This is a genomic window from Chryseobacterium sp. MMO-72, from assembly GCF_037146035.1.
Taxonomy (GTDB): Bacteria; Bacteroidota; Bacteroidia; order Flavobacteriales; family Weeksellaceae; genus Chryseobacterium; species Chryseobacterium indicum.
The window spans coordinates 1-25,260 of sequence record NZ_JBBCWG010000014.1 but is presented as its reverse complement, the minus strand read 5'-3'; the positions used below and the strand labels follow the sequence as shown (position 1 = coordinate 25,260).

The window sequence follows — 25,260 nt, the reverse complement described above, 5'->3', positions numbered from 1 at the left end:
TTTGATGAAGCTAACGTTTATCATAATGCTTCATCAGTGATTGGTCGCAATCTTTGCTCACTGAACATTTTGTAATTAATAAATCTTTGCGTTAAAATATAAACCTAAAACATTAAACTTTGAAAATAAACCTTCAACATATTTTCCATTTCATCATCGGAGGAACTCTCGTTTTTTCAACAGTACATTGTGCTTCAAACAAACCAGATTCCAGCAGAAAGTTAATCTGGAGTGATGAATTTAATTATAAAGGATTGCCTGATTCTACGAAATGGAATTACGATGTCGGAGGCGACGGTTACGGTAATAATGAAGCTCAGTTTTACACAAAAAACCGTCCGGAAAATGCAAGAGTTGAAAACGGAAATTTAATCATTGAAGCCAGAAAAGAAAACTGGGAAAAGAATAAATATACTTCTGCAAGATTATTGACGAGAGGTAAATTTTCCTTTCAGTACGGGACTGTTGAGGTTCGTGCCAAACTCCCAAAAGGTCGCGGAACATGGCCTGCGATCTGGATGATGAGCGAAAACATGAAAAAATGGCCCGATGACGGAGAACTGGATATCATGGAACATGTAGGATTTAATCAGGGATACATTCATGCTTCGGTTCATACCAAAAAGTATAACCACATCATCGGAACTCAAAAAACGGATACTTTGATTGTGAAAGATGCGAGTGAGAAGTTTCATGTATACAAAGCAGACTGGACGCCGGAGAAAATTGATGTTTATATTGATGATCAGAAATTTTTCACCTATGAAAACAAAGAAAAAACCTATGAAGCATGGCCTTTTGATCAGCCATATTTCATCATACTGAATCTTGCTGTCGGAGGTTTCTGGGGTGGAAAAGAGGGAATTGATGATACCATTTTTCCTCAGAAATATGAGATCGATTACGTAAGAATTTATCAGAATAAATAAAATATAGGACCCAAAATTCCCCTCCTTTGGAGGGGTGGATAAATTTTCAAAGAAAATTTAGACGGGGTGGTTTAATATAAAAAATAAGAAAAGATAATAATGAAGAGATTAATTGTAAGTTGCTTGGTTGTCGGTTTGACTTTCAATGCCAACGCGCAAAGCTATTGGAAGAAAAATGCAGGTAAAACGGCAAAAGTTTTCCTTACCAATTCCAAAACCAACGAAAAGATGGTGGATAAAGGCACGGTAAAATTCGAGAAATTTGGTCAGCCCAAAGAAACGGATGCCTGTATTTTTGTAGATCCGGACTTTAAATATCAGAAGTTAATAGGAATCGGCGGTGCAATTACGGATGCTTCCGCAGAAACTTTTTATAAACTTCCGAAAGATAAGCAGAAAGAAATTATTGAAGCCTATTACGGAAAAAACGGTTTGGGATACACTGTTGTGCGTACCAATATGAATTCGTGTGATTTCTCAAGCGATTCTTATACCTATGTTCAGGACAACGATAATTCGTTGAAATCTTTTACTGTTTCGCACGATGAAAAGTATAAAATTCCGATGATTAAAGAAGCGCAAAAGTCAATCGGAAAAGATTTTACCTTTTATTTTTCACCGTGGAGTCCTCCGTCTTGGATGAAGTCAAATAAAAGTATGCTGAAAGGAGGGAGGCTGGAAAATGCATTTTACCAGACATGGGCAGATTATTATATTAAATTCATTAAAGAATACGAAAAAAGAGGAATCAATGTCTGGGGACTGACAATTCAGAATGAACCGATGGCAACGCAGACGTGGGAATCGTGTATTTATTCTGCGGAAGAAGAAGGGGAGTTTCTTAAAAATAATTTAGGTCCGACTCTTTGGAAAAATGGTTTCAAGGATAAAAAAGTGATGATTTGGGATCATAACCGTGATTTGATTTACCAGAGAGCAACCACAACACTCGGCGATCCTGAAACTTCTAAATATGCTTCAGGAATCGGCTATCACTGGTATGAAACATGGAACAACAAAACCCAGCTTTTCGATAATCTGACGGAAACCCAAAGAGCTTTTCCGGATAAGTTTTTAGCTTTTACTGAAGGCTGCAAAGAGCAGTTTGATATGTCTAAAATTTATGAAGTGAGTTTAGGCGAATTATACGGAAGAAATATGATCAACGATTTCAATAAAGGAACGGCTTTATGGACAGACTGGAATGTTCTTCTGGATGAAACAGGCGGACCAAACCATGTTGGAAATTTCTGTTTTGCACCGATCATTGCAGATACCAAAACCGGAGAGCTTCATTATACCTATGAATATTATTATGTAGGGCACGTTTCGAAATTCATTAAACCAAAAGCGGTCAGAATCGGAACTTCGTCCAACAGAGCTGCATTAACTTCAACCACTTTCATGAATGAAAACGGACAGTTGGTAACGGTTATCATGAATGATACGGATAACGATATGGATACAAATCTGTGGATCGAAGGTATGGCTGCAAAATTATCTGCTCCTGCACATTCTATACAGACTGTAATTTTATAGACTTCATATTATATTTTTATTATTTAGAATCGGCGGCATCGAAGATGCCGCCGATTTTGTTTTATATATTATTCAACAATAAATCTTTTTGGATATCCGTCAATATTTCTGATTCTAAAAAATTCATCAAAATCAATGTTATCTTTAGTTTCATAAAAAGCGATTAATTTAGTAAGAAAAGATTCTAAGCTGCCGGAAATGATATTCCTGTCATTATCAGCATGCCAGAATTCAATTAATTGATTTTTCTGTCCGGTAAAAATTCCTTTTACATCATAACAAATGCTGTCTCCTCCGCCATTTTGAAAAATAGGAATCCAGTTTTCATTTCACCAGTTTTCAATTTCGAAATCGGTTCCGATCATCATATTTAATTCGGATGCATCAAAAAGAGCCTGATTTAAAGGAATAAACATGGAATTGTTTACGAAAGAATCATAACAATTCATATTTTGTCCGTTTTTCCATTTGTAAAGTATTCGCAAATCTGTTGGAATTTGCAATTTATAGTAATCTTCTAATGTATCTATCTGTTCATCCGTGAGAGGATTATTCAATTGAGAATAAAATTCAGGTCTTAAGACTGATAGATATTGATTTAATTTTTCAATTGTTTCATCCATTATGAATGTTTATATTTAATTAAAAATATAAAAAAGCCGAAACAATTTTGCTCCGGCTTAATATACTGATTAAATAATTTTAGATTATTCAGCATCATATTTACTGATCACTCTCTGAGTAACTCCGGAACTGCTGAAACCTCCGTCATGGAAAAGATTCTGCATCGTTACTTTTTTCGTAAGATCAGAGAATAACGTTACACAGTAATCTGCACATTCAAGAGCTGTAGCATTTCCTAGCGGAGACATATCTTCTGCATATCCAAGAAAACCTCCGAAACCTTTCACACCGCTTCCGGCAGTTGTCATTGTAGGAGACTGAGAAACTGTATTTACACGAACTTTTCTTTCACCCCAGTAGTTTCCGAAAGTTCTTGCAATGCTTTCAAGATAAGCTTTGTTGTCAGACATATCATTATAATCCGGGAATGTTCTCTGAGCTGCAATATAAGTAAGCGCCAAAATACTGCCCCATTCATTCATACAGTCTTTTTCCCAAGCCACTCTCATTACTTTGTGGAAAGAAACAGCAGAGATATCCCAGCCTTTCTCTAACCAGTCGTAGTTCATTTCTGTATAATGCTTTCCTTTTCTTACGTTGATGGACATTCCGATAGAGTGAAGGATGAAATCGATTTTACCGAATTTGGCAACAGCAGCATCAAAAAGTTTTTCAAGATCCTCAATAGAAGTAGCATCTGCACCAATTACTTCAGATCCTGTTTTCTCTGCTAAACCGTTAAGTTCTCCCATTCTCAAAGCAATAGGAGCGTTAGACAAAATAAATTCAGCACCTTCTTCATGACATCTTTCTGCAACTTTCCATGCGATCGATTGTTCATTAAGGGCTCCAAAAATAATTCCCTTTTTGCCTTTAAGTAAACCGTATGACATAATTTTTTAATGTTTATTATTATACAAATGTAGCAATATTTGTGTTTAGTACATAATAAAAAACGGAGCCTTCTGTAAAAAGACTCCGTTTTTCTTGAAAATATTTATATGACTGAAATTTTTAATTCGTTTTTTTGTTCCATTCTGCTTTTACATCTTCTGCTGCATCTTTTGTTTTTTCCCATGCATCATTGGCTTTATCTTTAACATCATCCCATGCATCAGCAAAATTATTTTTTACTCTGTCCAGCCAGTCTTCATGTCTTGCTTCCTCATCATTGGCTCTTTTTTCGTTGATGTATTCCTTTGCTCTGTCTGCAAGATCTTCAACTTTCCATTTTGCATTATCTGCAGCATCTTTTAAAGAGTTTTTTGTGTTATCTACTGCGTTTTCTGCTTTGTTGTATTCCGAATTGTTCATAATGTGATATTTTGTTTGTGTGATTATAATTGAACAAGAACCATTCCTAAAATTTTTTCTGATTGTTAAAATTTTCATAAACTTTCATTTATATAAAAGCTATTGTTGTTAACCTTCAATTTGTGCAGAAAATACGATATGATCATTTTCAGATGAAGTTCTTTAAGTCATTAATATGATACTATAAATAAAAACTTAGTAATACTTAATGCATATTAGATATTCATATTATTTTATATAGATTAATTTTTTAATATTCAACTAAATCATCACCATTAGCTTTATGAATGAAATGTATTTATATTTTCTATTATAATAAACTGAAATCATTGAAAAATACTATAAATCCTTTTATTCATCGAAGTTTAGGTAAGCTTGTCTTCAATGCGTAGTGATAAATTATGTTTTATTCATTATTACATGTTTTTTTTTGATAAATATTTAAATAAATTACTATTCAAAAAAAATCGAATTCCTCATTTGTCTACTATTTAAAGGGTTTTTTCTATAGAATAAATTCTATATTAATCTTCAATAAACTGTGATTAAAAGACACTTTTTGTAGTAATTATTCACTATTTAGTGTTAAGTTGCTGAATTGTCAAAAATATTTGCTTTTTATTAAAAATTATTATATTTGTGGTATCAAACTGATAGCTATTTAACAAAAACTAGAAATGCAGAGACATTCGAAATTTAAAATCTTATTTACAGGCTTATTTTTTGCAAGCTTTAATTTTTCACAGGCTCAGGTTGGGATAGGAACCCCTTCACCAAAGCCTTCTGCCATGTTGGAAATTAATTCTAATAACAAAGGTGTACTATTTCCAAGTGTTGCCTTAAATTCCGATACGGATAATACCACAATTGTTTCTCCCGCTGATGGACTTATTGTATGGAATAACGGACAGGCCGGATTAGTGGAGACTGGCTTTTTCTACTGGAATAATGCAAAATGGAATATGCTTTCTATTGCAGGAAGCCAGATCAATCCAATTATTCCCGGAGGAGGAGACGGCTGGAATGATACCGCAACCAACAGCGGAAACAATGGAGGAGCAAATACCAATCTTGCTTTAGGAACCAATACCTACGATGACCTTGTTTTTAAAGTTAATTCCGTAAAAATGGGAAGACTGGGTGTAGACAATTCCGTAAGTTTAGGACCAATGGCAAATGCCGGACAGAATGGTATTTCAATCGGAACTTCAAGTTCTGCTTATCAGGGAGTTTCTATCGGAAATGAAGCTTCTGTAGGGGCAAATGACGGTTTGGCAGTAGGAAACAAAGCAACAGCAGCAGCGTTCAAATCAAATGCAATCGGCTATAATGCCAAAACCAATAAAAACGAATCCACAGCAATCGGGAATAATTCTTTAGCGGATGGATTTCAGTCTACGGCAATCGGATATAACTCTAAAACCACAGCCAACGAATCATCTGCATTGGGAAACAATTCATTCGCGGCAGGATTTCAATCAGTGGCATTAGGTTACAATGCGAAAACAAATTCCAACAGTGAAACTGCGGTTGGATTCAATACGGTCACAAACGGACAGAATTCCACAGCAATAGGTTCCGGAGCTTCTGCAATAGGGCAGAATTCTACAGCAATTGGTTACAACACTACAACAAGTCAGTATAACGCTATATCTATCGGAAACAGCAGCGCAAACGTAGGAATAGGAACAAGTACACCGAATACTACAGCAAGATTAGACGTTAACGGGCAATATAAGCTTGGAAGTAAAGGAACTGTAAACAAAAACCAGATCAGTTTTGAGGTTTGGCCAAGTGTTTCTATTAATAACCTGCCATCAGGAAAATCTACAACCATGGATATTGCTATTCCTGCGACAATGCTTCCAAGCTCTACCAGAGCGACAATTGTGGTAACTCCGGCTTCGGATTTTGCAGGAAATGCATCATTTTCTATTTCGAACCCGAGAATGACTTCCACATCAAATATCACAATTAATCTTACCAATATTTCAGGAAATGCAGAAAGCTTGTATTCTTCACATTTCTACGTCACGATTAATGAATTTTAACAGAATTAAATAATAAAATGCGTCACTTCGTACAGATTGAAAAAATCTTCAGAAGTTTTCTTTAATGGTTATAAAGAAAGGATCTCATCAACGAGATCCTTTTACTTTTATCAGTATTGAAATTTATAATAGCAGAGTCATTTATTTCGTTATTTAATGATTCTTTCCAATACCCATTCGATAAGATTTTTCTCGGAAGCATGATGATCTGCAGAAAATTCTCCGCGTCTTCTGTTGGCAATCACGTTATTTACAGTAATGGCTTTATGTCCTAAAAGTTTAGACAATGCATAAATCGCAGAAGTTTCCATTTCGAAGTTTGTTACACCCAGATCGTTCAGAGTTTCTAGAAATCTATCATCAACAGCTTTCAGACGTAATTGTCTTCCCTGTGGAGCATAGAAGCCGGGGAATGTAGCGGTATTCCCATGATATTTTGCGTCTTTGTATAATTCTCCCAATTCTTCCGCCCAGTCTGCAAAATAAAGCATTGGTTTGATTTTCGGGTAAGGAAACTTTTCTGTAAAGTTTCTGGAAAATTCATTTTCAAACGCATAATCCTGATAAAAATGCATTAAGCCGTCCAATCCTACAACATTTTGTGTAACCAGCATATTGTCTACCTGAACCTCTGGATTCACACTTCCGCAGGTTCCCATTCTGAATAGCTGTAAAGCAGAATGTTCTGCTTTAAATTCTTTATTTTTAAGATCGATATTTACCAGTGCATCAAGCTCGTTCATCACAATGTCAATATTCTCCGTTCCGATTCCGGTAGACATTACAGTGATTCTTTCGCCTCTCAGCGTTCCTGTATGCGTGTAAAATTCTCTTTTATTCTTTTTAACTTCTACTTTGTCAAAATATTTTGAAACCTTTGCAACACGGTCAGGATCGCCTACAAGAATAATTTTTTCGGCAATATCTTCCGGTAAAAGGTTCAGGTGATAAACACTTCCGTCTTCGTTCAGAACAAGTTCTGAAGCAGCAAGTTTATTCAGCATAATTTGTTTTTTATAGTTTTAATAATTGAAAATTGTGATTGATTTTCGCCAATCTTTAAAAATCCTCTCCCAATATCCTCATCATTATTTTTAGAATGTCAATATTTGAAATTGACTTTTAGTGATGAATTTGATTTCGGGGTTTAAAATTAATAAAAAATACCCGAACTGAGATGTAAACATTATTTAATTCAGATTTAAAATTGTGGTAACGTCCGAATTGTGCGCTGTTAATAGATTTGCGCAAAAAATTTCATGAGATTTTATCCCTTTGCTACGATCCTTTTTCTGCTCATGCTTTTTCAGGGATGCAAAAATATCTTCATGATGATCCTTACTTTAAAAATTATAATATTCAGAAAGCCGATGCCATTTTAAAGGAAGGAATTAATTATCTCGCAAAAAATACAAATTTTAAAACATTCGACAGAAGATCAGGGAAGAATCAACAGTCCTGTGAAAAAGGAAAATTCATGGATTTATGAAAAGTCTTTCAAAACAGTAACGGTAGGAAATGCGGCTCTGCCGAAACCTTATTTTCATAACGATGCTTTTAATACTCTGGAAGAAGTTATGGATTTTTACAACAAGGGGGGAGGAAAAGATCTTGGCTTACAAGTGAAAAATCAGACGCTGGTTTAGGATAAGCTGAATTTAACACAAACCGAAATAAAACAGATTATTGCATTTTTAAATTCTCTTACGGATACAAGCAGAAAATAGATAATGACAAATTAAATATCCAACAGTTTAAGTACCACATTGATAAAATTTATGGGTAAACTTTTATTAAAATGACTATATTGCGCCGATAATATAAAAAGTATAAAAATTAGTCTTATCAATATCTGTATAGCAGAGCAGATTATTCAGGCTAAAAATAATACGATTATAAACTATTTACCTTAAAAACTTAAATTTATGAAGTACGTTATCATTTTTGCAGCGATTCTTGCTGTGCTTATTATTTACACGGTAATTTCCAGCCGTAAAAGTTTAAAAAATGCTCCCGGAAGATTAATCAATGCCAGAAAACTCTATACTAACGGCGATTACAATGCCGCTTTAAAAGAATTAAGAGAGGCATTTGTTCTTCCATTCGGAGATAAAGTAACCCTAGAATACAGAACTCATGTGTTAGCTGTTTTAGATCTTTTAACAGAAATTTTAAACGAGATGAACGTTAAAGCCGATAAATTAACCGCTAAATTATACAAGCGACTGAATGAAGCTACGGGAACGATTCAGATTGAGGAGTATCTGCTGAAACCAATCAATGATTTCTTTGAAAATACAGAATCTGATGAGAAACTGGCGGAGTTTTTGAAAAAAGCTGCAATGTCGGGTGAAATTGGTGTTGTTTACAGTGATGATAATTCCGGACCGGATATCAGCAACAGAACCAATGAATTTATCAACCGCGGCGGGAAATTTTTAATGAAAGGAGAATATCAGAAAGCGATTGATGTTTATAATGAAGCGCTCAGCCAAAGCTGGGATCAGCAGGATGAAGCTTTTCTGTACGATCAGTTAGCATCATGTCATTTTATGAATAAAGATATTGTAGCAGCGGAAGCAAATTATCAGAAAAGCATCAGTATAAAACCATACTATACCAATATGTGGAACTACTGCGACTTTTTAATTTACAACAAGCGAAAAGCAGATGCAGAAACACAGATGTCACAGCTTGCTGCGTTGATTAAGACAAAATCTGACCAGAAAGATTACGACAGCCTTTTCAAAAAATGGTACAGTCTGTCTTAAAAACCTAACCCAATTGAATACAATTAAAAGTCATATATTTTATATGGCTTTTTTTGTTGTTATAAGTTCCGACTTAACATAAAATTCATTTAATTAACATTCCTCAACTGAAAAATCTTAAAACGTTAATATTAACAGGACATCCAATGGAAAAAGCAACCATTGAAAAGCTAAAAGCTATGATGCCACAAACACAGATTTATTTAAAAAAAATAAAAATTATTCTAATGTAAAAATTTGCAATGCCTCAGCTATCATTTGCTGAGTGAAACGCCATTGCGAACGAAAATATTTTCAGGTAAGATTAGAAAACTTTCGCGGTCATAGCGTTTGAAGAATTTAAAATTAAAAGCTATCCGCCAACTCTTTTCGTTTTATACCCCATTTCTTTAAGGATGTCCATAATTTTATCACGGTTATCTCCTTGAATGATGATCGTTCCATCCTTTTCAGAACCGCCGATTCCCAGTGTAGTTTTTATCTTTTTTGAGATTTTTTTCAGGTCTTCCTCACTTCCTTCCCAACCTTCAACAATTGTTACAGGCTTTCCGTTTCTTCCTTTTTTTTCAAATTTGCAAACCAAAGGTTCTTTTTGCTTGAACTGTTCTTCAGGCATCTCAAAATCCTGTTCTTCATGATCAGGAAAAAGGTTTTTCAGTTGATCTCTTAAATCCATAAAGCAAAATTAATAAAATATTTACTTTTTCTATTTATAAATCACAAACTAAACGATTTCAGTATATTTTTAAAGCTCCAAACTTTATAAAAATCAAAATATTGCATGTTAAAAACATAATTAGAAGATATTTAAAAAATTCATGTATTTGTGATTTATAAACAAAAAATAAAATCATTGACAACATTTTTTTATTTTTGATCGTTAATAACAAAAAATATTTTATTTGCACCAAATATGAAACTATTAGCCAGGCACTTTATTGCAACTTTTTTACTTGTTTTCGGAACCGCAAATGCTCAACTAACGGAAGATCCTCTGAAAGCTGTCATAGAAATAAAAGACGCTCAAAACTTCTGGGAAGCTTTCGATAAAATGGAAACTTCCAAAACCAATCCTTTTACAGAATATATCGACAAAGGTTCACCCGGAGTACAATCCTTTATTAAATACCGCATCATTAACGCCGATTCTCTGTATGCAACAGTGAAAAAAAATAAAGAACAATATTTACAGACGAGAAATACATTAAAAGCAATTAATTCAATTGATAAAAAGTTAAAATCATCATACAGTGCTTTAAAATATTGGTATCCGGAAGCGAAATTCCAGACTGTATATTTTGTGTACGGAAGAATGACAACCGGAGGAAACTCTTCACCAGATGGAATTTCCATTGGAACAGAATTATTCAAAAATCTGAATGGTGTTGTTGCGCTTATCGTTCATGAAATGATTCATTTTCAACAAAATAATAAAGGAGGAAATAATCTTTTGAAACAGGCAGTTACGGAAGGTGGAGCGGATTTTATAGGAGAGTTTGTTTCAGGAGAAAAGATGAATACCATACCTTTTGAATATGGAGAAGCACATCTGGATCAACTCTGTAAAGAATTTGTGACACGCTATAAAAGTAATGATTTCGACGATTGGTTTTACGGAATTACCAAAAAAGATGACAGACCTAATGATTTAGGATATTGGATTGGATACAGAATTTGTGAAGCGTATTTTAATAAGCAGACAGACAAGCATAAAGCTGTACATGACATTTTAAATATTGAGGATCCTCTTTTGTTTTTAAAAGAAAGTGGTTTTCTGGATTCCTACATTCAGCAATATGCAAAAGAAAAGAATTTAAAATATGAAGATTTTTTCAGTGAATTTTCTGGAGAACCTTCCGAAATTACTTTTACGGTAAATGTTCCCGATAAAAATGATGAGGTCTATATTGTTGGAAATCAGAAAGAATTAGGAAACTGGAACGCTTCATCCGTAAAAATGAATAGAAAAAGTGATTTCGAACGTACACTCACGTTAAAATTATACTTCCCTGCGCAGTTGAAATTTACAAAAGGAACTTGGGATCAGGAAGCCGATGTAAAAGGTTTTGAAAAAGGAAGCAATATTATTTTAGATAAGCCAAAATCAAAAAAAATATCATATAAAATAAACAATTGGTTTAAAAATTAAGAAGCTGGGAGTGTGAAACTTGATGATGGAAGTTTATAGTTTTCTATTTTAAAGAATAGCAGTCAAAAATAATCTTGGTGAACCTTTGCGTTTAAAAAAATCTAAAAAATCCGCGAGAGAAAAAATTTTGTAAGATTTCAGTATTTATTATATTTTAAACAAAATTTAAGTCCGTCAATTGTTGATTTCATTTCAAAATAAATAAATTTGTAATACAAAAGTTTATACAAAATGTCGAAAAAAGCAATATTAGCGATCCTTGACGGATGGGGACTGGGGATGAATCCTGACGTTTCAGCCATAGATAAAGCAAACACACCTTTTATTGATAACTGCCTTAAAAATTTTCCGCATACAACACTCGAAGCGAGTGGTTTAGCTGTTGGACTTCCCGCAGGACAGATGGGAAATTCTGAAGTAGGACACATGAATCTGGGAGCTGGAAGAGTGGTTTACCAGAATCTAGTTAAACTGAATATGGCGGTTGAGAACGGATCTTTAGGACAGCAGAAAGTGATTCAGGATGCTTTTGATTATGCTAAAAAAGAAAATAAAAAAGTACATTTCATCGGTTTGGTTTCCAACGGGGGAGTACATTCACATATCAACCACTTAAAAGGTCTTTTAACGGCAGCCCACGAATTCGGACTGAATGAAAATGTTTTCGTTCATGCCTTTACAGACGGACGCGACTGCGATCCGCTTTCAGGAAAAGGATTTATCGAAGAACTTCAGGATCACATGGAAAAAACAGTGGGAAAACTGGCAACCGTGGTCGGAAGATATTACGCAATGGATCGTGATAAAAGATGGGAGCGCGTAAAACTGGCTTATGATGCGATGGTAGAAGGAGTGGGAGAACAATCTACAGATGCTTTAGCTTCAATTCAGAAATCGTATGATAATAGTGTAACGGATGAATTTATCAAGCCTATTATCATGATCGATTCCACACAGACAGGAAATGTGGTTCCTATTGCTAAAATTGTTGATAATGATGTGGTCATCTGCTTCAATTTCCGTACAGACAGAGGCCGTGAAATTACGGAAGTACTTTCTCAGAAAGATTTCCCGGAGTTTTTCATGAGAAAACTGCCGCTTTATTATGTGACTTTAACGAATTATGACAAAACTTTCCAGAACGTTCATGTTGTTTTCGACGAAGAAGTGTTACACGAAACGATGGGTGAAATTTTAGAAAGAAACCATAAAACACAGATCCGAATCGCAGAAACAGAAAAATATCCTCACGTTACATTTTTCTTTTCAGGAGGAAGAGAAGCCGAATTTACAGGCGAAAAAAGACTGCTTTGTCCAAGCCCTAAAGATGTTCCTACCTACGATTTAAAACCGGAAATGTCAGCGTTCGACATCACCAATGCGATCGTTCCCGAGCTGGAAAATGAAACTGCAGATTTTATCTGTCTGAATTTTGCCAATACAGATATGGTAGGACACACCGGAGTTTTTTCAGCAGCGGTAAAAGCAGCTGAAACGGTAGATAAATGCATTGAAAAAGTAGCAACCACAGCTTACGAGCATGGTTATGCGGTATTCATTTTAGCAGACCACGGAAATTCTGACGTGATGATTAATCCGGACGGAACGCCGAATACACAGCATTCTACCAATCTGGTTCCTTTTATTGTGATGGATAAAGACCATACGTGGAATCTTAAATCGGGAAAACTAGGCGACGTTGCCCCTACAATCCTGAAAGTAATGGGAGTAGAAATTCCTGAAGTAATGACCGGAGATATTTTAGTGAACTAGAATAAATACTGGAGGTTTCATTAAAATATCAGAGATCATTAGTTTCTTAAATATTATTTAAGTTTTAAAAATATTAAAGATAAATTGCCGTTATTATTTATATAGCGGCATTTTTTATGATTAATATCAGAAATAATTAACAAAATATTATGTCCTAAATAATAAATAAAACTTTAAATTTGTAATTTAATCTAAATTCTAAAAATGTATCAAAAGCTTGTAAGGAAAGAAGTAATGGGAATTTTGGAAAAGGAAGTAGGTTCTTTTCTGAATAAATTTTTAACGCCAATTGAAAAAATCTGGCAACCCTCTGATTATCTTCCGGATCCCTCGAGCGAAGATTTTAAACATGATTTAGACGAAATTCAGACTTTTGCACGTGAAATGCCTTATGATCTTTTCGTAACCCTGATTGGTGACTGCATCACAGAAGAAGCTTTGCCTTCATACGAATCCTGGTTAATGGGAGTAGAAGGAGTAGATCAGGAGCAGAAAGAAATCGGATGGGCAAACTGGGTGAGAGCCTGGACTGCTGAAGAAAACAGACACGGAGATCTTTTAAGTAAATATCTTTATTTGTGCGGAAGAGTAAACATGAGAGAAGTTGAGGTTACTACTCAATATCTTATTAATGACGGTTTCGATTTGGGAACAAGTATGGATCCTTACAGAAACTTCGTATACACAAGTTTTCAGGAAACAGCAACCAATATTTCCCACAGAAGAGTAGGAACGTTAGCAAAACAGTCCGGAAACGGAAAATTGGCTAAAATGTGCGGTGTAATTGCTGCAGATGAAGCGAGACACGCGAAAGCATACAAACATTTCGTAGCAAAAATTTTAGAAATTGATCCTTCGGAAATGATTCTTGCTTTTGAAGATATGATGCGTAAGAAAATCGTAATGCCTGCTCACATGATGAGACAGTCCGGACAAAAAGCAGGAGAACTTTGGGGACATTTTTCGGATGCTGCACAGAGATGCATGGTATATACAGGACAGGATTACATCAATATCCTGAAAGACCTTCTGGATGAATGGAAGATTGAACACGTAAAAGGTCTAAACGAAAAAGCTGAAAAAGCACAGGAATATTTAATGAAACTTCCTGCAAGGCTGCAGAAAATTACAGACAGAATTTCAACGCCGGATCTTCAGTTTCAGTTCAGTTGGGTAAAAAGTTAGTTCTATAATTGGATAAATTATAAAGTAAGAGTGCTAAGTATTTTTGGCACTCTTTTTATTTTGTATCTTTGCAATTCTAAATCTTAAATATAATGATGAATAATAAAAAAATTGCTGTTGATTTCGATGGAACCATTGTGGACGATGCATATCCGGGAATCGGCAAGGCGAAAATTTTTGCTTTCGAAACACTTAAAAGACTTCAGGCGGAAGGTTTCAGATTGATTCTGTGGACATACAGACACGGAAAAACACTGGACGAGGCAGTAGAATTCTGCAAAGAAAACGGCGTTGAGTTTTATGCAGTCAATTCAAGTTTTGAAGGAGAAGTTTTCGATCCTGAAACACAATCCAGAAAATTGGATGCAGACTGGTTCATAGACGACAGGAATCTGGGAGGATTTCCGGGATGGGGCGAAATTTATAATATTATTCAGGAAAGAATAGAATTCCGTGTAGAAGGAAAAGAGGTTTTAGCCTATTCAAAATTAAAAAAAGAAAAGAAAAAAGGATTATTCTGGTAGAATAATTAAAATGTAACGATTTAACGGTGTAGCAATTTACCAATTATTGATATTGTTACATTGGATATACTAATACATTGGTAAATTAAAACAATGATTCAATTAAAGACAATAGACGAACTACGTCTTATGAAAGAAAGTGCCCGTCTGGTTTCAAGAACATTAGGAATGTTGGCGAAAGAAATCAAACCAGGGATTACCACTTTATATTTGGATAAACTAGCGCATGATTTCATAAAGGATCACGGTGCTGAACCTGCATTTTTAGGATATGGAGGTTTTCCGTACTCTTTATGTATTTCTCCAAATGAACAGGTGGTTCACGGTTTTCCAAGCAAAGAAGAAATTAAAGAAGGAGACGTACTTTCTGTAGACTGTGGTGCTGTTCTGAACGGTTTCGTGGGTGATCATGCCTATACTTTTGAAATTGGAGAAGTAAAGCCTGAGACCAAAAAACTTTTGAAAATAGCCAAAGAATCTCTTTATAAAGGAATTGAGCAGTGTGTACGAGGAAAAAGAATCGGAGATATTTCTCACGCTATTCAGGCGCACTGCGAAAAAGAAGGATATGGTGTTGTAAGAGAACTTGTTGGTCATGGTGTCGGAAGACAAATGCATGAAGATCCACAGGTTCCGAATTATGGAAGACAAGGAAGCGGAAAAGTAATTAAAGACGGATTAACGATTGCAATCGAACCGATGATTAATCTGGGAACTGAAAAAGTGAAGTTTCATAATGATGGATGGACGGTGACAACGTTAGACAATCAGCCTTCTGCTCACTTCGAACACGATGTTGCGGTAATTAACGGAAAACCGGTGTTGCTTTCAACATTCCAGTATATTTATGACGCTTTAGGAATCGTAAGCGATGAAGAAAAAGCGTTCCAATTGGATTTTTAATGAAAAAAGTCACTAAACTTTTACTGAATAAAATTCCGCGTCCGATGCTGATCAAAATGAGCATTTGGGCACGACCTCTTATCTATCAGTTCTTTAAAGGCGATACGTTTTTTGATCCGATTGACGGAAGATCTTACCGGAAATTTCTTCCTTACGGATACGGAAGTCAGCGCGAAAACGCTTTGTCGCCGGGAACTTTAAGTCTGGAAAGACATCGCCAGATGTGGTTGTATCTGCAAAATGAGACCGATTTTTTCATTAAAAATTATAAAGTTCTGCATATTGCTCCGGAACAGGAATTCTTGAGAAAATTTAAGAGAATGAAAAACTTAAACTACATTTCAGCCGATCTTTTTTCGCCGATTGTAGATGTAAAAGCAGACATTCTCGATCTTCCTTTTGAGAATGAAAGTTTTGATATTGTTTTTTGCAACCACGTTTTGGAACACATTGAAGATGATGCCAAAGCGATGAGTGAACTGTACCGTGTTTTAAGACCGGGAGGTTGGGGAATTCTTCAGGTTCCGATGAAAAATTCTTTGGAAAAAACGTATGAAGATTTTACGATCAAAGATCCGAAAGAACGTCAGAAGCATTTCGGACAGTATGATCACGTTCGCTGGTACGGAATGGACTATTTTGACCGACTGCAAAAAGCTGGATTTGAAACGGATATTAATTTCTATTCTAAACAGTTTACCGAAGAGGAAATAAAAAAATACGGACTCAGAGAAAATGAAATTCTGCCTTTGGTGTATAAAAAATAACAAAAACGTCTTCATTGCGAAGACGTTTTTGCTGTATTAATGATAACAAACAATTTATTCTTTAATAAACTTCAAAGGTTTTTGTCCTTCAATCATTAAAATATATTGTCCTTTTTCAAAATTTTGAGTGTCAATTTTAACTTTTTTGTCAGACGTTTTACCTTCATACATCATTTGTCCAAGCATATTGAAAATCTTTACAGGAAGATCATTTTCCAGATTTATTACAATTAAATTATCCTTTACAGGATTTTGAAAAGAAATGGTAGTTTTAAGATTATTCTCTTTCGTTGATAAAATGAAACTGTTATAATAAATTTTATTTCCATTAGAAGGATTCGTAATGATGAGAGTCTTTCCCGAACCATTAGGAACAATCTGATAGTTAAAAACACTTCCATTAGGAGGATATCCATAAAAGTCACAGTTATTCTGATCGTAGCCTTGTACAGCGGTCATATTTCCTCCCCAATAATCTAATAATGTACATGCAGAACTATTCTTTGTAAATGAATTATCTACAGTAGAGAATGTAAGCGGCAATGCGATGCTATTAAAATATTTTGATGCAAAATTGCCATTAGTAGTGGTAGGTGTACCAAAAAATAAAGATGGATTTAGCGACTGATCCATCGTAGGAGTAACAATGGTCTGTCCTCCTATAATCATTTGGGAAATGTACCAGTTGGTATTGAACAGTTGGGAAGTGTTTTGAGCCAATAAAAGACCGCCGCAACACAAAAGAAGTAAAGTTTTTTTCATGGTTTAAATTTTCTCAAAGATAGCATTTCTTTATTAAAAAGCCGCTTCCAAATTATGAAAACGGCTTTGCTATAAAGCATTTAACAAGATTATTAAATATGAGTTTATCTTTAATGTGCGGAAACAGCCTTTAGTCCAACCACAGATCCAATTAAAGTAACAATAAAGAAAATTCTCCAGAAACTTACAGGATCTTTAAAGAAAAAAATTCCCATTAAAACAGTTCCTACCGCTCCAATTCCTGTCCAGACTGCATAAGCGGTTCCGATAGGTAAGGTTTGGGTGGCTTTAATCAGTAAAAGCATGCTTATTGTTAAAGAGATCAGAAAACCTGCAAACCAAAAATACATTGTAGTTCCGCTTGTTTCCTTTACTTTTCCCAGACATGAAGCGAAAGCAACTTCAAATAGTCCTGCAATAATCAAGATGATCCAATTCATTTTTTTGTCATTTTCAACTGCAAAGTTCGGTAATTTGGTAAGAATAAAATTTTACAATTGTTAAAAAATCTATCGTAAAGATTAGATCTCTCATCTATCCAAACCCTACAACCCTACAACCCTCACACTCACAAACGCTAAAATTCTCAAACACTCCAACCCTAAAAACACTACAGCTTAATCTCCGCTCTTATTCTACTTAAGCTCACTTGTGAAATCCCTAAGTAAGAAGCAATATGACCAAGCTGAACCCTTCTGATTAGGTCAGGTTTGTTTTTTACCAAATCTTTATATCTTTCAAGAGCCGTTTTATACTGTCTTGAGATAATGAGCTCCTCAGTTTTTACAAGTTCTCTTTCCGCAAATTTTCTTCCCCAATTCGCTATATGAATATCCTCGTTGAATAATTTTTTAAGATTCTCTGTTTCCAGTTTATAGAATTCGCAGTTTTCCAACAGTTCAATATTTTCGTATCCGGGATTGTTTTCCACATAACTTTTCATGGAAACCACAGGTTCGCCTTCAATTCCGAACCAGAATGTGATGTCTCTGTCTTCTGTAGATGCATACGCACGAACAATTCCTTTTTTCAACAAATAGATATAAGGAATTACCCTTTCAGCTTCCATCAGACAGAAATTCTTAGGATAAGAAACTTCTGTAATGTATTGTTTCAGTTTTATTTTTGAGATTTCGGGAAGTAAGTAAATGCGGTCGAGAATCTGATCAATTTCCATAAGTCTTGGATAATTTGTCTAAAATATTGGTTTTAGCAACAGAAAACAAGAAAATTATTCTCCACTGTTTTGATTTAAATTAAAAATTAATTAAATTTAGAAGGTAAAACGTTTAACCAAAACGGGAGTCGGAAAGTCTTAGTTGATTAATATTGAATTAATATACCAATAATTTAAATTTGAAATTAGTTTTAACTGGTTGATTTTTAGTGTATTGAATTTTGTCTTATTTCGGTTTCGAAAAACTGCCAATCTACAATTATTTTCAAAATGGCCAAAAAATTCGTCTATTGTTTTTTATGTTTGTTATGAAATATTTTTGCACAAAAGTCAGAGATTATGAAAAGAGCTTCTATTAAAGACATTGCGAGAATTGCAGAGGTTTCTGTAGCTACGGTTTCCTATGTTCTCAATAAAAAAGAAGGAAGCAGAATTAGTGAAGCGACCAAAACCAGAATTCTTGACGTAGCAAAAAGCATCAATTATACCCCGAATAAAATTGCCAAAAGTCTGAAAATGAATAAGACCAAGCTTATCGGACTTATTGTTGCGGATATTTCGAATGACTTTTATTCCAACATTGCAAGAAATATTGAAGATGAAGCGATGAAGTTGGGGTACACACTTCTGATCGGAAGCTGTGATGAAAATCCTGAAAAATTTAAAAAATTAACGGAGCTTTTCTCAGAACAGCAGGTCGACGGAATGATTATCGCTCCGGTTGTGGATTCGGATGAAGCCATCAATAAACTCATTCAGGAAGAATATCCGATTGTAACCATCGACCGCTATCTTAAAAATGTAAGTCTTCCGGGCGTAATGATCAACAATTCAGAAATTTCAGAACATATTTGCGATCATCTGGTAAAAAAAGACTTTGATGAAATTATTTATGTAGGTTACGATACAGAGCTACCGCATTTGCTGGACAGACAGGATGGTTTTGACCAGAGAATTTCAAAATCTGATATTTCTGCGAAAAGAATTTTAATCGGAATTCATAATATTACGGAAGAAGTGCATCAGAAAATGCAGGAAAATCTGGATCTTTCCAAAAAAACGGCCATTTATTTTTCAAGTAATAAACTGGGAATTGCAGGTCTCAGATATCTGATCGATCATAACATCAGTGTTCCGGAACAGGTTTCATTGGTTGCGTTCGATGAAACCGAAGCCTATTATCTTTTCCCGACGGAAGTTTCATTTGTACAGCAGCCATTGTATGATATGGCAAGAGAATCGGTGAAACTTCTAGACAATCAGATTAATAATTACACAACAAACGGAAAAAGAGTAACCTTCCATGCTAAATTTATGGAAAGAAGCTCCGTAAAATAATAAAAAATGATAATGACAGAAGATGTAATGACGACAGAAAAAAAGCCTTATATTGTATGTTTCGGTGAAGTTTTGTGGGATATTTTCCCGGAAGGTTCCAGAGCAGGAGGTGCACCTTTCAATGTTGCCTATAATGTTCATAAAATAGGCGTTGACGTAAAAATGCTCAGCAAAATTGGCAAGGATGAACTGGGAGAAAAATTAACGGAAAAAATTAAAAGCTGGGGAATTACCACAGATTTTATTCAGGTAGATGAAGTTCATCCTACGAGTACGGTGATCGCTAAAATAGATGAACACAATGAAGCGAGCTACGAAATCGTTGAAAATGTAGCATGGGATTTTATAGATTTTCTTCCTGAACATCAGGATTTGGTTGCCAATGCGGAAGCTTTTGTCTTCGGAAGTCTTTCTGCCAGAAATGAAAAGACCAGAGAAACCTTGCTTCAACTGCTTGAATTGGCAAAACTGAAAATTTTTGATGTAAATTTCAGACCGCCTTTCATTGATTTTGAATTCATTAAAATATTGTTGAATAAAGCCGATATTATAAAGATGAACAAAGCGGAAATGAAGAAGATCCTTGAATTTATGGGTGAAGAATATACAAACGAAGAAGAAAGTGTTCTATTCATTCAGAAAGAATTTAAGGTTAATGAAATTATTTTAACCAAAGGAAGCAAAGGCGCGGGTTATTTTGTAGGAGATCAAAATTATAGTTTTCCTGCCGTTCCCATCACCATTGCAGATACAGTGGGAAGCGGCGATTCTTTTCTTGCCGGTTTTATTTCCAAAAGAATTCAGAATCAGGAGCCTGAAGAAATTATAAAGGAAGGAATTGCTTTAGGAGCATTTATCACTTCAAAATCAGGGGCGTGTCCGGATTACAGTTACTCCGAATTTCAAAAATTTAAAGAATCAAAATTCTAATAAAAATTAAAGACTTTTTCAGACCGGAAAAGTCTTTTTTTATCGGTAAAAGTTTCCAATTAATTCCAAAGACCGATTAAGTTTAGTAACTTTGCAAATCCTAATATAATTTTTATGCACAAAGCAGGATTTGTAAATATAGTCGGAAAGCCCAATGCCGGAAAATCTACCTTGTTGAATCAACTGATGGGAGAGAAACTGGCGATTGTAACCCAAAAGGCTCAGACAACACGACACAGAATTTTCGGAATTTATAACGAAGAAGACTTACAGATCGTATTTTCAGATACTCCCGGAGTTCTGGATCCGAAATACGGTTTACAGGAAAAAATGATGGATTTTGTAAAGGATTCTTTGCAGGATGCCGATGTTTTCCTTTTCATTGTGGATGTTACCGACAAAGCTGAACCTTCGGAATTTCTGATTGATAAGCTGAACAAAATTCCTGTGCCTGTTTTGCTTTTGCTGAATAAAGTAGACCAGACCAATCAGGAAGGTCTGGAAAAACTGGTAGAAACATGGCATGAGAGAATCCCGAAAGCGGAGATTCTGCCTATTTCTGCATTAAATGCTTTTAATACAGACATTATTTTACCAAAGCTTAAATCTTTACTGCCGGAAAATCCGCCTTACTACGATAAAGATCAGTATACGGACAAGCCTGAAAGATTCTTTGTAAATGAAGCAATCCGTGAGAAAATCCTTTTAAATTACGAAAAAGAAATTCCATATTCTGTGGAAGTGGTTACGGAGCAGTTCAAGGAAAAGGAAGGAATTATCTTCATCGATTCTATTATTTACGTGGAAAGAGATACCCAGAAAGGAATTATCATCGGGCATAAAGGAGAAGCGATCAAAAAAGTAGGGACAGAATCCAGACTGGATCTTGAAAAATTCTTCAATAAAAAAATTCACCTGAATCTCTTTGTTAAAGTTAAAAAAGACTGGAGAAAAAACGACAGAGATTTGAAAAATTTCGGGTACAGATAGACTAAAAACCACCTAAAAGCCGTTCTATTAAGAGAATTTTCACTATCTTTAAATGTAAATTGCTTTTAATGAACTATTCGAACACAACAAATTCAGATTCTGTTTTAAAAGATATTGCGCTGCTAATTGTGCGGGTTTTCATTGGCTTTGCCATGCTCTCTCACGGTTTTCCGAAGCTTCAGATGCTTTTAGAAGGTAAGTCAGATTTTTTTGATTTTTTAGGATTAGGATCACAGATAACTTTAGGTTTAACGGTTTTTGCAGAATTTGCCTGTTCAATTCTCCTTATTTTAGGACTATTTTCAAGAATTTCATTAGGATTTCTGATGTTTGCCATGATTATTGCGGGTTTCGTTGTTCATGGAGCAGATCCTTTTGAAAAGCGGGAAATGAGTCTTATCTATCTTTCCGTGTATCTCTTACTGATGGTTTTCGGAGTCGGAAAATTTTCAGTCGATTACATGATTGAGAAAAGGAAAAGAGCCAATGATTGGTAATGATTTTTACAATATAAATTAAAAAGAGCAGTTGTTTTCAATCGCTCTTTTTTGTTTCTAAGGATTACAGGGAAGGTTGAACGGGATGCAGCTCCATTTAGGAAGTTCACTCGTTTCATCGATTTTCATGCAGGGTTTGTATCCTGAAGGACATTGCGGCGCATTTCCGCCATTCATGGCGCGAAGTTCTCTTCGCTCTAATTTTCTTAGATTTTTCATAATAATTCTGAATTTGATGAATACTAAAGATAATATTATTTTATTAAATCCCATAAAAGTGTTTTAATATAGAATTGTATATTCTCTAATTTTCATTAATTTCGTGGAAATTGAAATTATTATGAAGATAAAACTGACCATATGCCTTCTTGCATTCCTTAATTTTTATGAAGCGCAGGAAAATATTACCTACCAAAAGCCGTCACCGGAAATACTGAAACTGGCTGATTATGAAAGACCGCCAAGTGTTTTGATGAACAGTAAAAAAGATTGGATTGTTTTCACGTATCGCCCTACTTACAAAACACTGGAAGATTTAAGTCAGCAGGAAATGAAACTCGGAGGATTAAGAATAAATCCGGTAACCAATATTTCCAGTTCAGCAACGTATGCCAATAACCTGAAAGTGAGAAAAATGAACGATAAAACGGAAGTTCAGGTTAAAAATTTACCTTCCAATCCAAAAATCGCCAATACATCATTTTCTCCGGACGAAAAAAAACTGGCGTTTACCAATACTACCAATAAAGGAGTAGAACTTTGGATTATAGACCTTGAAACCGCTACCGCAAAGAAAATAACTTCAGACAATTTAAATGCAAATTTGGGAAGTCCTTATATCTGGTACAAAGATTCTCAGAATTTATTAATTAAAACCCTTCCGCAAAACAGACCTGCTTTAATCGATTCAAGCAAAGACCTTCCGACAGGTCCCATTGTTTCTACGGCAGATGGAAAAGTTTCGCAGAACAGAACGTATCAGGATCTTCTGAAAAATCCGCAGGATGAAAAGAATTTTGAAGTCTTAACCGCTGCAGAAATTTATAATGTTGATCTGAACGGAACTTTAAAGAAAGTAAAAGATCAGGATATGTATTCCGGATTGAGCTTTTCGCCGGACGGAAATTATCTGATGGCGACAACTATTAAAAAACCGTTTTCTTACATTGTTCCACTAAGCAGATTTCCGATGACAACCACGGTGTATGACATGAACGGAAATGTAGTAAAAGTTGTAAATGAAACGCCTCTGAACGAAATTATGCCTAAAGGATTCTCTTCCGTAAGAACCGGAAAAAGAGATATGGGATGGAGAAGCGATATGCCTGCAACTTTGGTATATGCAGAAGCTCTGGACGGAGGAGATCAATATAAAAATGCAGAATTCAGAGATGAAATTTTCACATGGGAAGCTCCTTTCAGCAATGCTCCGAAATCTTTCTTTAAAACAAAGCAGAGATATTCTGATGTAAGCTGGACGAATGATCATTACGCCATTGTTTCCGAAGGGTGGTACGATACAAGAAATACAAAATCTTTTCTGGTTGATTTAAATAACGGAGAATCTAAAGTGATTGACGACAGAAATTATCAGGATGTGTACAGCGATCCCGGAAATTTCAATACCACAAAAAACCAGTACGGAAGATACGTTGTCGACATGAAAGGAGGAAAGTCTTATCTCATCGGAGCCGGATTCACGAAAGACGGACAACATCCTTTCATTGATGAGATGGATGTGAAAACCATGAAAAAGAAAAGACTGTATACTTCCAATCTTAAAGATTCCAAGGAAGAAATTATTGATATTTTAAATCCTGCCAAAGGAGAAGTTCTTACGATTCAGCAGTCTTCCAGTCAGTACCCGAATTATTTTAAAAAGAGCATTAAATCCAGTAAGACAGAAGCGGTAACCAATTTCGCGAATCCTTTTGAAAGTATTAAAGATGTCTACAAAGAAGTAATTACGTATAAAAGAAACGACGGCGTTACACTTACAGGAACACTTTATCTTCCTGCCAATTACGACAGAAAGGCAAAAACTGAAAAATTACCGTTGTTGATCTGGGCTTATCCTACCGAATATAAAGATAAAAACACGGCAGGACAGAATACGCAGAATCCAAACGATTTCACTTTCCCTTACTACGGTTCTTTTGTATATTGGACAACGAAAGGATATGCTGTTTTGGATGATGCCGCATTCCCGATTATCGGAGAAGGAAAAACAGAACCGAATGATACATTTATTCCTCAATTGGTTGCCAATGCAGAAGCGGCAATCAACGCAGTGGATCAGTTAGGCTATATTGATAAGAAAAAAGTTGCTGTGGGAGGACATTCTTATGGAGCGTTTATGACGGCAAATCTTTTAACCCATTCCAAGCTTTTCGCATGCGGAATCGCAAGAAGCGGGGCTTACAACAGAACTTTGACGCCTTTTGGTTTTCAGAGCGAACAGAGAAATTACTGGGATGTTCCGGAAATTTATAACACGATGTCACCTTTCATGAATGCAGATAAAATGAAAACGCCGCTGTTATTGGTTCATGGAGATGCAGACAATAATCCCGGAACGTTCACTTTGCAGACGGAAAGATATTTTCAGGCGCTTAAAAACCTCGGCGCTCCTGTAAAAATGGTTCTTCTGCCAAAAGAAGCTCACGGATATGCCGCGAAAGAAAATATTCTTCATTTGCTTTGGGAACAGGATCAGTTTCTAGAGAAATGTTTGAAGAAATAATAAATTAATTGATTATCCGCTATTAATCATACTGTTTTTTAACGCAAAGGACTCGCAAAGATTCTTTATATACTAACTGTTTTTAAGTTCGCAAGGGCGTTTAACTCAGCAAAGAACTCAAAGATTTTTCCAATTATGACAAATAACGGACAATCATATAAATTAATTAAAAACTCGTTCAATTTTGGACTGCCCCCAAAAAGTTAGACACTTTTTAGGGGCATTTTTATTTATGGGATTATCAAAGTATAGTTTAGAATTTAAGTTAGATTGCATTGAAAAAATTTCGAGTAA

The 25,260-nt window shown here is 35.1% G+C and carries 27 protein-coding genes; 17 read left to right on the top strand and 10 right to left on the bottom strand.

The window, feature by feature from the left end; translation table 11 throughout:
• The first annotated feature begins 119 nt into the window (after positions 1 to 119).
• Positions 120 to 929: a glycoside hydrolase family 16 protein gene (locus WFH39_RS17015; protein WP_336690749.1), complete on the top strand. Its 810-nt coding sequence runs from the start codon at positions 120 to 122 to the stop codon at positions 927 to 929.
• A 99-nt stretch (positions 930 to 1,028) separates the two neighbouring features.
• The gene (locus WFH39_RS17010) at positions 1,029 to 2,468 is read left to right on the top strand and encodes a glycoside hydrolase family 30 protein (protein ID WP_336690748.1); all 1,440 of its coding nucleotides are present in this window, start codon (positions 1,029 to 1,031) and stop codon (positions 2,466 to 2,468) included.
• Between the two features lie 68 nt (positions 2,469 to 2,536).
• On the opposite strand, the gene WFH39_RS21240 is transcribed toward WFH39_RS17010, so the two are convergent.
• The 4 genes from WFH39_RS21240 to WFH39_RS16995 form a co-directional block, all read right to left on the bottom strand.
• Entirely contained in the window at positions 2,537 to 2,785 is a 249-nt protein-coding gene (locus WFH39_RS21240; protein WP_442891757.1) for a hypothetical protein, read from the bottom strand.
• Positions 2,786 to 2,797: 12 nt separating this feature from the next.
• Positions 2,798 to 3,091: an SMI1/KNR4 family protein gene (locus tag WFH39_RS17005; RefSeq protein ID WP_336690747.1), complete on the bottom strand. Its 294-nt coding sequence runs from the start codon at positions 3,089 to 3,091 to the stop codon at positions 2,798 to 2,800.
• 84 nt (positions 3,092 to 3,175) lie between these two features.
• A complete protein-coding gene (locus WFH39_RS17000) occupies positions 3,176 to 3,985 on the bottom strand; it encodes an enoyl-ACP reductase FabI (RefSeq protein WP_062670284.1) in 810 nt (269 codons plus the stop codon).
• A 121-nt stretch (positions 3,986 to 4,106) separates the two neighbouring features.
• Positions 4,107 to 4,406, bottom strand: coding sequence for a hypothetical protein (locus WFH39_RS16995; RefSeq protein ID WP_336690746.1), 300 nt, complete (start codon positions 4,404 to 4,406; stop codon positions 4,107 to 4,109).
• A 677-nt stretch (positions 4,407 to 5,083) separates the two neighbouring features.
• Here WFH39_RS16995 and WFH39_RS16990 point away from each other — a divergent pair.
• Complete coding sequence (locus WFH39_RS16990) at positions 5,084 to 6,457, top strand: hypothetical protein (RefSeq protein ID WP_336690745.1); 1,374 nt, start codon at positions 5,084 to 5,086, stop codon at positions 6,455 to 6,457.
• Between the two features lie 149 nt (positions 6,458 to 6,606).
• Here WFH39_RS16990 and WFH39_RS16985 read toward each other — a convergent pair whose 3' ends face one another.
• A complete protein-coding gene (locus WFH39_RS16985) occupies positions 6,607 to 7,461 on the bottom strand; it encodes a nucleoside phosphorylase (RefSeq protein WP_336690744.1) in 855 nt (284 codons plus the stop codon).
• A gap of 239 nt (positions 7,462 to 7,700) precedes the next feature.
• Here WFH39_RS16985 and WFH39_RS16980 point away from each other — a divergent pair, with 239 nt between their 5' ends.
• The 3 genes from WFH39_RS16980 to WFH39_RS16970 all read left to right on the top strand — a co-directional run bounded on the left by WFH39_RS16980 (position 7,701) and on the right by WFH39_RS16970 (position 9,228).
• Positions 7,701 to 7,946, top strand: coding sequence for a hypothetical protein (locus tag WFH39_RS16980; RefSeq protein ID WP_336690743.1), 246 nt, complete (start codon positions 7,701 to 7,703; stop codon positions 7,944 to 7,946).
• A complete protein-coding gene (locus WFH39_RS16975) occupies positions 7,918 to 8,103 on the top strand; it encodes a hypothetical protein (protein WP_336690742.1) in 186 nt (61 codons plus the stop codon). Before WFH39_RS16980 ends, WFH39_RS16975 begins: the two co-directional genes overlap by 29 nt.
• A gap of 279 nt (positions 8,104 to 8,382) precedes the next feature.
• Positions 8,383 to 9,228 (top strand): hypothetical protein, encoded by an 846-nt coding sequence (locus WFH39_RS16970; RefSeq protein WP_336690741.1) that lies wholly within the window; start codon positions 8,383 to 8,385, stop codon positions 9,226 to 9,228.
• A gap of 352 nt (positions 9,229 to 9,580) precedes the next feature.
• On the opposite strand, the gene WFH39_RS16965 is transcribed toward WFH39_RS16970, so the two are convergent.
• On the bottom strand, positions 9,581 to 9,904 hold the full coding sequence (locus WFH39_RS16965; protein WP_336690740.1) for a translation initiation factor: 324 nt from the start codon (positions 9,902 to 9,904) through the stop codon (positions 9,581 to 9,583).
• Positions 9,905 to 10,141: 237 nt separating this feature from the next.
• Between WFH39_RS16965 and WFH39_RS16960 the strand changes: the two genes are divergently transcribed.
• From WFH39_RS16960 to WFH39_RS16935, 6 genes are all read left to right on the top strand, one after another.
• On the top strand, positions 10,142 to 11,377 hold the full coding sequence (locus WFH39_RS16960) for a DUF2268 domain-containing putative Zn-dependent protease (RefSeq protein ID WP_336690739.1): 1,236 nt from the start codon (positions 10,142 to 10,144) through the stop codon (positions 11,375 to 11,377).
• A 231-nt stretch (positions 11,378 to 11,608) separates the two neighbouring features.
• Positions 11,609 to 13,150, top strand: coding sequence for a 2,3-bisphosphoglycerate-independent phosphoglycerate mutase (gpmI, locus tag WFH39_RS16955; protein ID WP_336690738.1), 1,542 nt, complete (start codon positions 11,609 to 11,611; stop codon positions 13,148 to 13,150).
• Positions 13,151 to 13,354: 204 nt separating this feature from the next.
• A complete protein-coding gene (locus WFH39_RS16950) occupies positions 13,355 to 14,335 on the top strand; it encodes an acyl-ACP desaturase (protein WP_235130905.1) in 981 nt (326 codons plus the stop codon).
• Between the two features lie 92 nt (positions 14,336 to 14,427).
• Complete coding sequence (locus WFH39_RS16945) at positions 14,428 to 14,859, top strand: BT0820 family HAD-type phosphatase (RefSeq protein WP_214589627.1); 432 nt, start codon at positions 14,428 to 14,430, stop codon at positions 14,857 to 14,859.
• A gap of 93 nt (positions 14,860 to 14,952) precedes the next feature.
• On the top strand, positions 14,953 to 15,762 hold the full coding sequence (gene map, locus WFH39_RS16940) for a type I methionyl aminopeptidase (RefSeq protein ID WP_076390365.1): 810 nt from the start codon (positions 14,953 to 14,955) through the stop codon (positions 15,760 to 15,762).
• The gene (locus tag WFH39_RS16935) at positions 15,762 to 16,529 is read left to right on the top strand and encodes a class I SAM-dependent methyltransferase (protein ID WP_336690737.1); all 768 of its coding nucleotides are present in this window, start codon (positions 15,762 to 15,764) and stop codon (positions 16,527 to 16,529) included. Before map ends, WFH39_RS16935 begins: the two co-directional genes overlap by 1 nt.
• A 54-nt stretch (positions 16,530 to 16,583) precedes the next feature.
• Here the strand turns inward: WFH39_RS16935 and WFH39_RS16930 are convergent, their stop codons facing one another.
• The 3 genes from WFH39_RS16930 to WFH39_RS16920 form a co-directional block, all read right to left on the bottom strand.
• The gene (locus WFH39_RS16930) at positions 16,584 to 17,291 is read right to left on the bottom strand and encodes a T9SS type A sorting domain-containing protein (protein WP_336690736.1); all 708 of its coding nucleotides are present in this window, start codon (positions 17,289 to 17,291) and stop codon (positions 16,584 to 16,586) included.
• 110 nt (positions 17,292 to 17,401) lie between these two features.
• Entirely contained in the window at positions 17,402 to 17,731 is a 330-nt protein-coding gene (locus WFH39_RS16925; protein ID WP_214589631.1) for a DMT family transporter, read from the bottom strand.
• 170 nt (positions 17,732 to 17,901) lie between these two features.
• Positions 17,902 to 18,468, bottom strand: coding sequence for a Crp/Fnr family transcriptional regulator (locus WFH39_RS16920; RefSeq protein ID WP_336690735.1), 567 nt, complete (start codon positions 18,466 to 18,468; stop codon positions 17,902 to 17,904).
• A 339-nt stretch (positions 18,469 to 18,807) separates the two neighbouring features.
• On the opposite strand from WFH39_RS16920, the gene WFH39_RS16915 reads away from it, so the two are divergent.
• The 4 genes from WFH39_RS16915 to WFH39_RS16900 all read left to right on the top strand — a co-directional run bounded on the left by WFH39_RS16915 (position 18,808) and on the right by WFH39_RS16900 (position 22,223).
• Positions 18,808 to 19,806, top strand: a complete 999-nt coding sequence (locus WFH39_RS16915; protein ID WP_273141446.1) for a LacI family DNA-binding transcriptional regulator — start codon at positions 18,808 to 18,810, stop codon at positions 19,804 to 19,806.
• Positions 19,807 to 19,812: 6 nt separating this feature from the next.
• The gene (locus WFH39_RS16910) at positions 19,813 to 20,736 is read left to right on the top strand and encodes a carbohydrate kinase family protein (RefSeq protein WP_336690734.1); all 924 of its coding nucleotides are present in this window, start codon (positions 19,813 to 19,815) and stop codon (positions 20,734 to 20,736) included.
• 114 nt (positions 20,737 to 20,850) lie between these two features.
• Positions 20,851 to 21,726 (top strand): GTPase Era, encoded by an 876-nt coding sequence (gene era / locus WFH39_RS16905; RefSeq protein ID WP_076390359.1) that lies wholly within the window; start codon positions 20,851 to 20,853, stop codon positions 21,724 to 21,726.
• A 68-nt stretch (positions 21,727 to 21,794) separates the two neighbouring features.
• A complete protein-coding gene (locus tag WFH39_RS16900; RefSeq protein WP_336690733.1) occupies positions 21,795 to 22,223 on the top strand; it encodes a DoxX family protein in 429 nt (142 codons plus the stop codon).
• Positions 22,224 to 22,280: 57 nt separating this feature from the next.
• Here WFH39_RS16900 and WFH39_RS16895 read toward each other — a convergent pair whose 3' ends face one another.
• Positions 22,281 to 22,442, bottom strand: coding sequence for a hypothetical protein (locus tag WFH39_RS16895; protein WP_336690732.1), 162 nt, complete (start codon positions 22,440 to 22,442; stop codon positions 22,281 to 22,283).
• Positions 22,443 to 22,563: 121 nt separating this feature from the next.
• Between WFH39_RS16895 and WFH39_RS16890 the strand changes: the two genes are divergently transcribed.
• On the top strand, positions 22,564 to 24,966 hold the full coding sequence (locus WFH39_RS16890; protein WP_336690731.1) for an alpha/beta hydrolase family protein: 2,403 nt from the start codon (positions 22,564 to 22,566) through the stop codon (positions 24,964 to 24,966).
• Positions 24,967 to 25,260: the final 294 nt, after the last annotated feature.